The 14655-nt window shown below is 44.9% G+C and carries 10 protein-coding genes; 7 read left to right on the top strand and 3 right to left on the bottom strand.

The genetic code is table 11. The features are described 5' to 3' along the window. The first annotated feature begins 876 nt into the window (after nucleotides 1–876). The 4 genes from gltB (at nucleotide 877) to AAEY79_RS11400 (ending at nucleotide 9862) form a co-directional block, all read left to right on the top strand. Nucleotides 877–5340, top strand: coding sequence for a glutamate synthase large subunit (gltB, locus tag AAEY79_RS11415; RefSeq protein WP_101212197.1), 4464 nt, complete (start codon nucleotides 877–879; stop codon nucleotides 5338–5340). Nucleotides 5341–5475: 135 nt separating this feature from the next. Beyond that, nucleotides 5476–6897 (top strand): glutamate synthase subunit beta, encoded by a 1422-nt coding sequence (locus tag AAEY79_RS11410; protein WP_025652259.1) that lies wholly within the window; start codon nucleotides 5476–5478, stop codon nucleotides 6895–6897. Nucleotides 6898–7147: 250 nt separating this feature from the next. Further along, nucleotides 7148–8383 carry an FUSC family protein gene (locus AAEY79_RS11405; RefSeq protein WP_352288415.1) on the top strand — a complete coding sequence of 412 codons (1236 nt, stop codon included), beginning with the start codon at nucleotides 7148–7150 and terminating at the stop codon, nucleotides 8381–8383. Nucleotides 8384–8626: 243 nt separating this feature from the next. Beyond that, entirely contained in the window at nucleotides 8627–9862 is a 1236-nt protein-coding gene (locus AAEY79_RS11400; protein ID WP_025652261.1) for an FUSC family protein, read from the top strand. Between the two features lie 86 nt (nucleotides 9863–9948). Here AAEY79_RS11400 and AAEY79_RS11395 read toward each other — a convergent pair whose 3' ends face one another. Further along, entirely contained in the window at nucleotides 9949–11082 is a 1134-nt protein-coding gene (locus AAEY79_RS11395; protein WP_352288412.1) for an extracellular solute-binding protein, read from the bottom strand. Nucleotides 11083–11385: 303 nt separating this feature from the next. Between AAEY79_RS11395 and AAEY79_RS11390 the strand changes: the two genes are divergently transcribed. From AAEY79_RS11390 to AAEY79_RS11380, 3 genes are all read left to right on the top strand, one after another. After that, nucleotides 11386–12183, top strand: coding sequence for a 3-oxoacyl-ACP reductase (locus AAEY79_RS11390; RefSeq protein WP_101212200.1), 798 nt, complete (start codon nucleotides 11386–11388; stop codon nucleotides 12181–12183). A gap of 137 nt (nucleotides 12184–12320) precedes the next feature. Beyond that, complete coding sequence (locus AAEY79_RS11385; RefSeq protein WP_201565561.1) at nucleotides 12321–12584, top strand: hypothetical protein; 264 nt, start codon at nucleotides 12321–12323, stop codon at nucleotides 12582–12584. Between the two features lie 208 nt (nucleotides 12585–12792). After that, nucleotides 12793–13218 (top strand): hypothetical protein, encoded by a 426-nt coding sequence (locus AAEY79_RS11380; RefSeq protein ID WP_156915617.1) that lies wholly within the window; start codon nucleotides 12793–12795, stop codon nucleotides 13216–13218. A gap of 128 nt (nucleotides 13219–13346) precedes the next feature. Here AAEY79_RS11380 and AAEY79_RS11375 read toward each other — a convergent pair whose 3' ends face one another. After that, entirely contained in the window at nucleotides 13347–14174 is an 828-nt protein-coding gene (locus AAEY79_RS11375; RefSeq protein ID WP_350642957.1) for a Cof-type HAD-IIB family hydrolase, read from the bottom strand. A gap of 62 nt (nucleotides 14175–14236) precedes the next feature. Further along, nucleotides 14237–14551, bottom strand: a complete 315-nt coding sequence (locus tag AAEY79_RS11370; RefSeq protein WP_350588493.1) for a hypothetical protein — start codon at nucleotides 14549–14551, stop codon at nucleotides 14237–14239. Nucleotides 14552–14655 lie beyond the last annotated feature (104 nt).

Here is a 14655-nt window from a genome sequence, read left to right as displayed (position 1 = left end):
ACCTCACTAAAACGTTTGTTTAGTGAGGTTTTTTTATGTTTGTCTATCTGCTCATTTACATACTTGCCTATTTTGTTAGACAACTAACCAAGATAGAGGTTAAAAGAACTTCGTCAAAGCAGCTTTAAAAACCCTCGTATCCTATAGCTGTAAAAGCCATTGCAGTGAGTTATTGACTGTTTATTAGCAACTCATAATATAAGCTCTTACAAAATCTGGCTGATGAATCGACAGAAAAGACTAGATTTTTTGTCCGTCATTAACTAAGATGACTATGGGCAACGCTCTGTATAGTTATCGTAAATAACGATTTAACGCACAGTCATTTAGTTACGTACTATTAGTGATAACATAGTTGCGTACTAAGCGATTGTTGTCTCAAGCGCAGCGATTTGCCATCGACAGTAAGCTTATTGCAAATCGCAAAATCCCTCTTATTGTCACTGCTATTAGGGTCATTAAGGCGCTTGAATATAGAGCGTCTGATATTCAAAATTAGTCAAATGTCATATTTTCGCATGCTCAACTAGCCGTCGACTAAGCCGCGCTAGTAGGATATAACGCCAAACGTTAAGGTACGTGCTGACGAGTGAGTAACTGGTATACGGGATATTATTTTATCCAGTTACCATGGGCGGTTACTGACTATTTATTGGTGCATTTTGTTATAACACCGTTTGTCTGTTATCAGACTATCAAGCGACTGTGAGAGTCAGGGGGTTATCTCACGCTCACAACATAACTATCTACTGAGCTGCACGTCATTTATTAATTCGGATATACGAATATTTACCTACCAGCCCGTTCTGCCTGCGGTCACCAGTTTATGTTCCGCATTGGATATATAAGCTGCCCGTTTACTTAAAAGGACAAGCTATGTCAATGATTTCTTCCCATACGCATTTGGCCACGCCGGATGACTTTTCTGATAACTGTGGCTTTGGTTTGATTGCTCATATTGAGGGACAAGCCAGTCATGATTTGGTAAAAACGGCTATTCATAGTCTCAGCTGTATGACCCATCGCGGTGGTGTTGCTGCTGACGGCAAGACGGGTGATGGTTGTGGCTTGCTACTGGCAACGCCGACCGCTTTTTTTAAAGACATTGCTAGCGAGCAACAGTTAACAGTGACGGATAACTTTGCTGTGGGTATGGTGTTCGTCAATTTAGATGAGACCAAAGCACAGCACAGCCAGCAGGTACTCGCCGAAGAGATTATCGCTGAAGGCTTAGAGGTTGCTGGCTGGCGTGATGTGCCACTTGATTTGAGTATCGTTGGTGAGATTGGTCGTGAGACCTTGCCAGACTTTAAGCAAGTGTTTGTCAATGCGCCTGATAATTTAGATGCGGATGATTTTAACCGTAAGCTGTTTGTCGCGCGTAAAAAAGCAGAGCAACGTCTGGTCGATGACGAGCTGTTTTATGTTTGTTCGCTGAACTGTCAGACTATTATTTATAAAGGTCTGGTGATGCCATCAGATCTACCAGCGTTTTTTCTAGATCTCCAAGATCAACGTTTGGCATCACATATTGTGGTATTTCATCAACGTTTTTCAACCAATACGCTACCACGCTGGCCATTGGCACAGCCGTTTCGCTATCTTGCGCACAATGGCGAATTAAACACCATTACCGGTAACCGTAACTGGTCTGAGGCACGCACACCAAAATTAAAATCTGCTAAATTACCCAATCTGAATGAGCTAACACCGCTGGTTAATAGCACGGGCTCTGATTCGTCAAGCTTAGACAACATGCTTGAAGTGCTTATGTCTGGTGGCATGAATCTGTTCCATGCGATGTCTATTCTAGTGCCACCAGCATGGCAAAATGTCGATAGCATGGATATGGACTTGCGGGCGTTTTACGAGTTTTACTCGCAGCATATGGAAGCATGGGATGGGCCAGCAGGTCTTGTGATTCAAGATGGACGCTATGCTGTCTGTATGCTTGACCGTAATGGTCTACGCCCCTCACGTTGGGTGACGACTAAAAATGGCTATATCACTGTGGCGTCAGAAGTAGGCGTTTGGGACTATGCGCCAAAGGATGTACTGGCAAAAGGTCGGGTAGGACCAGGTCAGATGCTAGTCATTGATACTTTAACTGGTCAAATCTTAGATACCAAAGCGATTGCGACCTTATTGAAAAAAGCCCATCCCTATCGTAAATGGTTACGCGAAGAAGCCACTCGTATCCGCGATGATGAGCGCTTAGAAGAAGAGTTGGCAGCACAAGCTTGCCGCGGTGATAAGCTAAAAGCGCTGCAAAAAATGTATCACATTACCAATGAAGAGCGCACAGAAATCATTCGGCCTAATGCCGAAAATGCGCAAGAGCCAGTCGGTTCGATGGGTGATGATACGCCCATGGCAGTACTGTCACAGCAGATTCGCCATGTCGGGGACTTTTTCCGTCAGCAGTTTGCTCAGGTGACCAATCCACCGATTGATCCACTGCGTGAGTCGATCGTCATGTCGCTACAGACTTGCTTGGGCGCTGAAACCAATGTGTTTGCGCCATCTGCGCGAGATGCACACCGTATTATCTTATCGTCGCCTGTATTGTCCGCTAGCAAAATGCAGCAGCTTGAAACTTTGGATGATCCAGCGTTTAAGGTTGCCCGTATTGACCTAAACTATGATCGCACCCTAGAGCTATCAGCGGCCATCACTGCTATCTGTGAGCAAGTGGCCAGCAGCATTCGGGCAGGGCAGACGTTGATTGTGTTGTCTGATAAAGACATCGATGCGGAAAAAGTACCGGCCAATGCCATTATGGTAACGGGTGCGGTGCATCATTACCTCATTGGTCAAGGTATTCGTACTGATGCCAATTTAATCATTGAGACGGGTCTCGCGCGCGATTCGCATCAAATAGCAGTATTGATTGGCTTTGGCGCGACCTGTGTTTATCCATATTTGGCTTATGATGTCATTGATGATTTGGTTGCAACCGGTGAGCTATTGGGCGATCCGATTCAAGCGCGGGTTAATTTCCGTAAGGGCTTAGATAAAGGTTTGCTAAAAATCTTATCAAAAATGGGTATTTCTACCATTGTCTCTTATCGCGGTGCACAGTTATTTGAAGCCGTTGGTCTCTCTGAAGAAGTCGTGAGCTTGTGTTTTAAAGGCGTACAAAGCCGTATTAAAGGCGCTACCTTTGCAGACTTGGCTGCTGATCAAGCACAGCTAGCCGCCAATGCCTTTAAACGTCGTGCGCCACTGGATCAAGGTGGTTTATTGAAGTTTGTCTTTAATAAAGAATATCATGCCTTTAATCCAGATGTGATTAATAGCCTGCATACCGCTGTACGTACGGGTGATTATGACAATTATCGTCATTATGCCGATTTGGTCAATAGTCGTCCGGTTGCCACCTTGCGTGACTTATTGCAGTTGAAGACGGACAACCCGATCGATGTTAATGAAGTCGAAGATATCTCCAAAATTTTAACCCGTTTTGATTCGGCTGGTATGTCGTTAGGGGCGTTGTCTCCTGAAGCTCATGAAGCCATCGCGATGGCAATGAACACCATTGGTGGGCGCTCAAATTCTGGTGAGGGCGGCGAAGATCCTGTACGTTATGGTACCTTACGTAACTCAAAAATTAAGCAAGTCGCCTCGGGTCGTTTTGGTGTGACCCCAGCGTATTTACGCTCAGCAGAAGTCATGCAGATTAAAGTCGCGCAGGGCGCCAAGCCGGGTGAAGGTGGTCAGTTGCCGGGCGGTAAGGTCAATGCTTTGATTGCTCGTCTGCGCTATTCTGTGCCGGGGGTAACGCTCATATCACCGCCGCCGCATCATGATATTTATTCTATCGAAGATTTGGCACAGCTCATTTTTGACTTAAAACAAGTCAATCCAGACGCCTTGGTTTCGGTCAAGTTGGTCTCACGTCCGGGCGTTGGTACTATTGCTACTGGTGTGGCAAAAGCTTATGCCGACTTGATCACGATCTCAGGGTATGATGGCGGTACGGCAGCGTCACCGTTGTCCTCTATTCACCATGCTGGCTCGCCGTGGGAATTGGGTCTTGCCGAGACCCATCAGTCATTACGCGTCAATGGCTTGCGCGACAAAGTACGTATCCAGACCGATGGTGGTCTAAAAACTGGTCTTGATGTGGTTAAAGCCGCTATCCTTGGTGCCGAAAGCTTTGGCTTTGGTACGACGCCGATGATTGCTGTTGGTTGTAAGTATTTACGTATTTGCCATCTCAATAACTGTCCGACGGGCGTTGCCACCCAAAAAGCCCAACTGCGTGACGAGCATTTCATTGGCGAAGCAGAAATGCTGATTAACTTCTTTAAGTTTGTCGCCACCGAAACGCGTGAGTGGCTTGCTGCATTGGGTGTGCGTAGCATGGAGGAGTTGGTCGGACGTACAGACTTGCTTGATGTGCTAGAGGGTAATACCGATAAGCAGCGTCATTTAGATTTGTCGCCGCTGTTATTTAGCCATCCAGCCAGTAGCGGCAAAGCGCAGACTTGTCAGGTAGAACGTAATGAGCCGTTTGATAAAGGCTTGCTTGCGGAGCAAATGATTAGCGATATGCTGCTCAATATTCGTCAAGGTAATGGCGGCGATTATAGCTATTACGTCGGTAACTGTGATCGTTCCATTGGCGCACGTATCTCAGGTGAGATTGCGCAAGTATGGGGCAATCTGGGCATGAATGAGAAGCCAATCAAACTGCATCTGACTGGTACTGCTGGGCAGAGTTTGGGCGTCTGGAATGCTGGTGGCTTACATATTGAGCTAGAAGGCGATGCCAATGACTATGTGGGCAAAGGCATGGCAGGTGGCGAGATTGTCATTTATCCACCCAAAGACTCTAGCTTTACCGCGCAAGATACCGCTATTATCGGCAATACCTGTCTATATGGCGCAACCGGTGGTAAGTTGTACGCAGCGGGCACAGCAGGCGAGCGCTTCGGGGTGCGCAACTCTGGCGCGCATGCGGTCATCGAAGGCACGGGTGATCATTGCTGTGAGTATATGACGGGCGGCATCATGACTATTCTTGGTCGTACTGGTCTTAACTTCGGCGCGGGTATGACGGGCGGCTTCGCTTATGTGCTCGATATGGAAGGGGACTTCTTTGATCGTTGTAATCATGAATTGATTGACTTAAACCGTATCTCAAGCGAGCAGACGGAAGGTCATCGTATTCACTTACAACAAGTGCTTGAGACTCATGTGGATAAAACTGGTAGCGCGTGGGGTCAGACTATTTTGGCTGACTTTGAGCATTACGTGCGCAAGTTTTACTTGGTGAAGCCAAAAGCGGCAAACATTGCAAGCTTGCTTAAGACCACGATGGCTGACCCACAGTAGCTCAGTCAGTAATAGGTTTACGAGCATCTTAACTCATAGGTTTTGAGCAGGTAAATGACAGCCCTTATCCGTAAATTTGCCTCATTGAGGCTGCAGGTATTGGCTGTTATCACCCACTATAAAAGAGATAACACCATGGCAAAACGCTTAGAAAATAGTTTTCAGTTTTTAGATGTGCCTCGGCTTGAGCCGACTAAAAAAGACATCGCCACCCGTTCAACGGAGTTTGTCGAGATTTATAAACCATTCGAGAGTGAGCCAGTGGCGCAGCAGTCACATCGCTGTCTTGAGTGTGGTAACCCGTACTGCGAGTGGAAGTGTCCTGTACACAATTACATTCCTAACTGGCTCAAATTGGCCGCCGAAGGGCAGATATTCCAAGCTGCTGAGTTGTGCCACCGTACCAATACTTTGCCTGAGGTTTGCGGCCGTGTCTGTCCCCAAGATCGCCTATGTGAAGGCGCTTGTACCCTGAACGATGGCTTTGGCGCGGTCACTATTGGTAATGTTGAGAAGTATATTAACGATACCGCCTTTGCGCTTGGCTGGCGACCTGATATGTCTGACGTGGTTTGGACGGACAAAAAAGTCGCTATCATTGGAGCAGGACCTGCAGGTTTGGGCTGTGCAGATATCTTGGTGAGAAATGGCGTTAAACCAGTTGTCTTTGACAAACGTCCTGAAATCGGCGGCTTATTAACCTTTGGTATTCCAGAGTTTAAGATGGAAAAAGACGTCATGCGCAATCGCCGGGTCATCTTTGAAGACATGGGTATCGAGTTTCGTCTAGAGACAGAAATCGGTACCGACGTTAGTATCGATGAGCTATTAGGCGAGTACGATGCGGTGTTTATGGGTATGGGCACTTACACTTATATGCGTGGCGGCTTCGCTGGCGAGGAGTTAGACGGTGTCTATGATGCGCTAGATTACCTGATTGCCAACGTGAACCGTTGTAACGATTGGGAAAAAAATCCCGAAGAGTATATCGATTTTAAAGGCAAAAGAGTGGTGGTGCTCGGTGGCGGTGATACAGCAATGGATTGCAATCGCACCAGTATCCGCCAAGGCGCTGAGCAAGTCGTCTGCGCTTATCGCCGTGATGAAGAAAATATGCCAGGCTCGCGCCGCGAAGTAGTCAATGCCCGCGAGGAAGGTGTTGAGTTCTTATTTAATCGTCAGCCAACCGAAATCATTGGCTTAAATGGTAAGGTCAAAGGCGTAAAAGTCGTGACCACCCATTTAGGCGCACCTGACAACCGTGGTCGTCAGCGTCCAGAGCCAATTGTAAATTCTGAAGAGATTATCCCTTGTGATGCAGTGATTATGGCCTTTGGCTTCCGCCCTAGTCCTGCCGATTGGTTCGAGTCACAGCAAGTGGCGATGGACAGCTCTGGCCGTGTTTTGGCTCTCGAAAAGCAAACCTTTAAATTCCAAACCAAAAACCCCAAAATCTTCGCTGGTGGCGATATGGTACGTGGTTCTGATTTGGTCGTAACCGCCATTTGGGAAGGGCGTGAAGCCGCTGAAGGTATTTTGGACTTCTTAGAGGTTTAATGGGTTTGATTTACATCCAGTGACTGATTGCTTTGCTTTGTTCTCAAACGTCTTTTACCTTTTAACAGGCAAAAGACGTTTTTTTTGATAGCTGGTTATGCTGCTAATGTCTAAGTAACGCTTAGTCTTTTACGTCTAATGCCATTCACGAAAATTAGAGTAGCAAGAAAAATCGATATCAGCACTGCGTGATGGTTCGATATTACTTTTTACTGATTATATATTCTTCAATTAATAAGAGTACCTGTGCGTGAAACCAAAAATTTGGCAACGCTTTATCGCACCATTTATTGAGCCTTATGCGCGCTATCAGCACGCTGATATCTTGCATGCCATACGTATAGGTGCAGCTATTGTACTTGCGCTGTTAGCCAATCAAATAAGCCGTTTTCCGCACGGAGAATGGACGACGATCACCGTCTTTATTATTTTAGGATTGCTACAGTATCAAGGCGCTATTTATACTAAGGCCAAAGAGCGAGTACTGGGTACAGTTTTGGGTATTGTCGTGGCATTTGCGATCTTATGGTTTAATAAAGGGACGGGTGCTTGGTTAGGGGTAGAATACTTGCTGATTGGAATCAGCAGTGGGGTTATTGGTTATTTTTCGGTTAGGCGGCTAGGCTATACCGGATTACTGACTGGCATTACTATGCTAATGATCGTCTCTAACTTAAATCAAATTAACATAGCGCAAGATGGCGTCTATCGCGCACTCAATATCTTAATCGGTACGGGTATCGCAGTCATGGTGACAGTGATCTTGCCTCTCAAATCTACCTTGATGTGGCGCTTTTTATTGGCAAATAATTTGGAGGCCTGTAGCACTCTTTATGCTGGTGTCGGACATCATATCGATGCTGAAATAGTGGCTCCTAAGTCGATTGTTTATACTAAGGCGACAAGCTCAGCTAGCCCAACTTATCCTCAAAGTAGCGCTACTCCAGACATGCCTGTCAATAAAGCGTTGATAAAATCGCTGCAGCAAATAAACAAGCGACTACTCGCAGTACGGCCCCATATCGCTGCGACTGCAAGCGAGTCTGGCATTGATAAAGAAACCATAGAAACGATTCAGCGTACCCACCGCAATATCATCGGTACCATCGATTTATTGCTCAGTGCGGCGCCGCGCTTGGCGAATATCGATATCGATGATGAAAACCATACGCTACTGATTCACTATCAGCACGAGTTGACACAAGCCATGCAGCATATCGCAGCAGTACTACGCAGTCCAAGCGATCAAACCTTTCGACCGATTACGCGTATTGCGCTATCAGAATATCCTAGCGTACAGACTGCAACGTTTGAGTGGCAGGGCTATTTTTGGCTGACGCAAACGTTGCAAACCCAACTGCGACAGCTAAGTGATCTGCTACAAGTGACCAAACCGCAGTGGTATGCTGCTTCTGGTCTGCGCTATCAAAGGCGCGAGCAGCGTAGAATGAAAGAGCAGGGTGGCGAGTCAGACTTACACTTGTAAGTAACAGAGATACTGACACCCACTTGCAACTACTTGTCAGCGTCTCTTAGTGTTATCAATAGCCAAATGCTATCTTCTTCGGATGTTTTTTTGTCGTTATGTGCTAGCATGTTTTGACCTTTGACGTCTTTTATCTTTTAATAGGTAAAAGGCGTTATTTTTTGACCATCGCTTTATTCGTGGTTAAGCCAGTAGCTAGGATTTAACCACCTTTTTATTCCTTTATTATAAGAGATACCCTGCGTGAAACCGACTTTTTGGCAACGATTTACGGCACCGTTTGTAGAGCCTTATGCCCGCTACCAGCATGCGGATATTTTGCATGCCATACGTTTGGGTGTGGCCGTACTTATTGCACTGTTGTTAAATGAGTTTACGCACTTGCCACATGGCGAGTGGACGACCATTACCGTGTTTGTAATTTTGGGTTTGTTGCAATATCAGGGCGCGATTTATACCAAGGCTAAAGAGCGGATATTGGGTACTTTGCTTGGAGTGTTGGTCGGGCTTAGCTTCTTATGGTTGATTAAAGATATCGGTGGTTGGCTGTGGTTGTATTATGGGCTGATTGGCATTATCAGTGGCATAATCGGTTATGTGGCAGTCAAGCAATTGGGTTATATTGGGCTGCTAACAGGCATTACCATGCTGATGATTGTATCGAGTCCTGACCACAGCAGTATTGCCCAAGATGGCTTATATCGCGCGTTTAATATTTTGCTTGGCGCAGGGGTGGCGGTCGCAGCAACATTAATTTTACCGCTGAAGTCGACGTTGATGTGGCGGTTTTTGTTGGCCAGCAATCTTGAGACGTGCAGCAATTTGTATGCAGGAGTGGGCAATCATATTGATGCCGATGTACTAGTACCCAAGCCGTTTAAATATAGTAAGGCGACCAGTTCAGCCAGTATTATTTATCCATCGAGCAGTTCTATACCGGATACACCCGTCAATAAAGCCTTGGTGAAGGCGTTACAAAAGATTAATAAGCGCTTGCTTGCCGTGCGTCCGCATATCGCAGCGACTGCCAGTGAATCGGGCATTGATAAAGAAACGCTAGAAACCATTCAGCGTACCCATCGTAATATTATCGGTACCATTGATTTGCTGTTAAGTGCCGCACCGCGCTTGGCAAATATCGAGATTGACGATGAAAATCATATTTTGCTTATCCATTATCAGCACGAATTAACGCAGGCAATGCAGCATATGGCTGCGGTATTACGTAGCCCAAACGATGAGGTATTTCGCCCCATTACTCGCATCGCGGTATCAGAGTATCCGAGCGTGCAGAATTTAGGTTTTGAGTGGCAGGGCTATTTTTGGTTGACCCAAACTCTGCAAGTACAGTTGCAGCGATTAAGTGATTTATTACAAAAGACCAAGCCGCAATGGTTTGCTGCTTCTGGCCTGCGTTATCAGCGCCGTGAACAGCGCCGTATTGAGCATAAAGGCAGCGAGACAGATTTACATTTATGAAGAAAACAAATAAAAACGCTGACTCTCACAAGTCAGCGTTTTTACTTAAACAATATTTTTAGGGCGTGTTTTTCTAGCCTTCTGTATTAACGACCCGTTTTTAGCTTATCCCAATACTGCTGGTACACTTGCAGGGCTTCATCACCGACGTCTTCTTGGAATTCAGCTTTGGCCAACACCTCTTTGCTAGGATAAATGGTTGGGTTATTACGCACGCTTTCCTCCATCAGCTCACGCGCTGCCAAGTTCGGCGAGGCATAGCCAATCTCTTCACTGACAATCTTGGCGTTCTCAGGACGCAGTAGGTAGTCGATAAATTTGTGCGCGGCATCCACCTGCTTGGCGTTCTTCGGAATGATAAAGTTGTCCATCCAGAGTATCGCGCCCTCGCTTGGGTACTTATAGATCAAGCTGGTCAAGCCTTCGTCATTGGCCATGACGGCTTCGCCATTCCACGTCATACCGAGTGACGTTTCGCCTTCGATATAAGGCATGCGTGTCGCATCTGAGTTAAAGGTTTTGACGTTTGGCATCAAGGTAGTGAGCTTGTCATAAGCGGCTTTGATCTCGTCAGGATTGCTGCTGTTACCCGAATAGCCAAGGGTGAGGAGCGCCATACCAAACACTTCGCGTACATCATTGGTCAGCATCACTTGACCTTTATACTCAGGTTTCCACAGATCGTTCCAGCTATTGACCGTCGCAGGATCGACCGAATCGCCATTGATGGCCAAACCAGTGCTGCCCCACATATAAGGAATTGAGTATTTGTTCTCAGGGTCAACCTTGGTATTGGTAAATGAGGTATCGAGGTTTTTAAAGTTACTCAGTTTAGATTTATCAAGCTCTTGCAATAGCCCTTCTTTGGCCATTTTTTCGACATAATACGTCGATGGAATCGCTAAGTCATACTGACTAGAATCATCGAGTAGTTTGAGCTTGGCGTACATGGCTTCGTTAGAGTCAAAGGTGGTGTAATTGACCGAAATGCCCGTCTCTTCTTCAAAGCCATCCAAAATCTCTTGCGGCATGTACTCTGACCAGTTATACAGATTTAGCGTCTCATTGCTAGCAGTAGCGTTGCCATCAGCGGCATTGTCAGCGTTGCTACAGCTGGCCAGTGCTAGGCCGACTGCCATGGCTAATAAGGCTTTTGGTACTAAACGACCGTTACGCGCCGCTGTGTTGGCAGTGGCATGGGGCGATGATAAATGAGTCAAAATATCTCTCCTAGATAAAGGTAAGGCAAATCGATAAAAATAAATAAAGGCGGCTAATGATTACAGGCTCAGCACCGATAGTTGCCCTGTTATGGTTATTATACCCAGTAATTTAAAGGGCAATCGCGAATAGATATTACGATAGGCAATGCCTTACAAGTCGAAGGCAGTGTCAGAATAGCCCAGCCTAGGTAAAGCAATCAAAGGAAGCAATCATGCTATGATGAGCTGGTTTATTTTTATACCGTATTTTCAATAACGTGAATAGACCAACCATACCATAATAATAAAGGATGCAACATCATGACCCAGAATAACACTGTTATACCGGCGTTATTGCCTGAGAAAGTCGGCATCGTCACTGGTGCCAGTCGTGGACTAGGCGCACAAATTGCCCAGCAAATGGCAGCGGCAGGGGCAAGCATTTGTGTCAATTATCTCAATAGTAAAGAGGCTGCTGAGGCAGTCGTTGCCGACATCGTCGCTGCTGGCGGGCAAGCATTTGCTTATCAAGCTGATGTTACTGAACTTGAGCAAGTACAAGCGCTGGCAAAGGCGGTCGTTGCGCGCTACGGGCGCATTGACATAGTGGTCAATAACGCCTTGCCAAGCTACCAATTTAATCCTAGTGCCGACTATACCAGTATTGAAACCGTTAAATGGGCGCACTTCTCCCAGCAAATGGATGGCATCGTCAAAGGCGCAGTTAATACCGTACAAGCAGTACTACCACAAATGAAAACGCAAAAAATGGGCAAGATTATCAATATCTCAACCAACCTTGTTTATAATCCTGTGGTCACTTATTACGACTATACGACTGCCAAATCGGCGTTGATTGGACTGACGCGTAATTTAGCCGCTGAGCTTGGTCAACATGGTATCCGCGTGAATTTGTTAGCAGGTGGCTTGCTTAAAACCACGGATGCCAGCCGCTCAACAACTGAAGAGGTATTTGATTATATCGCCAGCACCACACCGTTACGTCAAGCAACCTCAGTGGATGACTTTGCCAATGCTGTATTGCTCATGGCATCGGATTTGAGTGCGGCTATTACTGGTCAATCCATTGCTGTGGATGGTGGTTTGACGATGCCTTAACGAGGCCTCAACGATGAATCAACAATGCTTTAAGCGGTTAGTGGCATAGATTAAGACACTAAAAAATGTATAGGTTTTCAAAATTAAAAGATGAATCACTTGATAAGCAACTTGATTGAATTAAGAAGAGGAATGAGATGAATAATCGTAAACGTGCTGCAATAATCACGGCTGTGCTTGGTATCGTCGCCTTTATGACGCTGTTTAACGCTGGCTCACCGACCGCTATTATTAATTGGCCAGTTGAGACCTATATGGGTTTGGCATTTACGATTGGCTGGTTGAGTAGTGTGCCCAACTGGCTGGCTTATATATTGGCGGCAGTGGTACTTGTTTTGATTATGGTCGGGTTTTATAAAATTGGTGGTTGGGTTTATGGATTGATTGCAGCGAAGGGTTGAGTCTTTCTTTTCGGGTTAAAATTTCAACCTATACAGCCCCTAGTCATGTTTGAAAAAAAGTGGCTAAATAAGCAAGTTAACAATATAACAGATTAAAAATGGTTGCTTGCGTTGTTCATTATTTAGTACGTAATTAGGACTAAAAACTTTCAATCTAGAAATGAATAAAAAGTGGCCTGATAAAAATGTTAGTGAAGAGAAGTCATTTATGATCGCCTCAAAAAATATCTATAAAGTTGTCGTTATACTATTTATAGCTATATATACAACTGCCTGCCAAGAAGAAGGGCAAAACAATAAAGTCTATGAGACGGTATGTGTTGATGCAGATACCTCGATTAAAGGCGATGTAACAGACAATGGTATTTTATGGTCGCTAACCCACAAAGATTTAAAGTATATCTTATCATTGGTCACACAAGAGTCTGATAGAGATATTTATATCATGAACTCTATAACCACTTGTGATATGACATTCAAAGATATCAAAATACATAATAATATTTGTGAGATTACTTTAAATGCTGGTGCTTATGGCTATGTAGAATGCAGCGATGGTTCTAAGTATAGCTTTGGTTGTTATAAAGATGAGTGCAGCCAGTACTTTCCATTTCCGTACGAAGAGCAAAATTAAAGGTAAGTATTTTTTAATAAAGCTTTCAATAAAAATAGTCAGAGACTTTAATAATTTTGAAATACAGTATTATGCAACATCTTACTATTGTTAGTTTAGATAACTATGAAATTGAAACTGTATAAGGCTTAGCTTAGATCCAAACGCTCAAGCACCGACTGAATACCACGCTCTTCAATCGTGCCTGTGACAAAATCTGCACGCGCAATCAAATCCGGTTGCGCGTCACCCATCGCTACGGCAAAGCCTACCAAATCAAACATCTCCAAATCATTCATGCCATCGCCAAACGCCATGCAGTCGCTAGCGTCGATGCCATAATATTCACAAACATCGAGAATGCCACGCGCTTTTGAGGCGTCACTCGGTAAAATATCCGCGCCGATATGATGCCAATGCACTAATTTCAATCCATCCGAGGCAAAATCGATATCTTGCATTTTATCGACCTGATTATTAAAAAATACCGAGCACTGATAGACTTCATTACTTTGGTAATAACAGGGATCAACGATTGAGTTCGGCGTCCGCGCATTAAACTCTCGCAGACGATCGTTTTCATCTGACCACGCGATATGCGTCGCAGAATCGAATTTATGAATAAGTTGACTGGCTTGGCACAGCGTTACGATTTTAGCCGTTTGCATATCTGATAATGGATAGTGACTGATTCTGCTATGGTTATCAAAGCTATATTGACCATTCATACAGATGATAGCGTCGAGGACATCGGCTTCAAGTAACGCTAAAATGTCAGGCGGTAATATGGCTTTTGAGCGACCTGTGGAGATGACTAATTTAACATCGCTGTCGGCTAAGGTTTCTAAAGTGGCTTGATTGTGTTCTGCGATAATTCCTGCACGACTTAGCGTATCATCAATATCAAAAAAGATGATCTTTGGCGTTGGAATTTTATTGGTACTTGAGGCGCCGCTGGCTTTGAATTCGGTAAACATAAATATCCTTTATAGTTTTATACTTTATTTTTTATTGCAAGTGTTATTTTATAGATACTAGCTTAAGCTTCTTTATCAAGTTTTTTTAAGAAATCATTAGCATTTTTTAGATGCTCTTTTTGTTGAGCTTTATCCATCTTATCCCACATCGATAGTAGCATACCAATACGCGGATTCTTTTCAAAAAAGTCACGATGGACATGCATAAAGCGCCAAAACAAGCCATCCCATATCGCCGCCCATTCTAATGTCTCGCCTTTGGATTTGACGGGATAATCACTCATTTTATTAATATAATTACTACCACTGATATACGGCTTAGTCGCCATAAGACCACCATCGGCAAACTGACTCATGCCATAGATATTGGGCACCATGACCCAGTCATAGGAATCAATAAATAGCGGAGTTTTTCAAGGTAGTTGTCACCATCAAGCCCAATTAAGCAGCTTGTAATCTCATCTTTTCTGGCTCTTTTACA

It is taken from the genome of Psychrobacter sp. GW64-MNA-CIBAN-0177 (genome assembly GCF_040309585.1).
Lineage (GTDB): Bacteria > Pseudomonadota > Gammaproteobacteria > Pseudomonadales > Moraxellaceae > Psychrobacter > Psychrobacter okhotskensis.
Note: the sequence above shows the minus strand (reverse complement) of the source record. Positions and strands in the feature narration are given on the sequence as shown.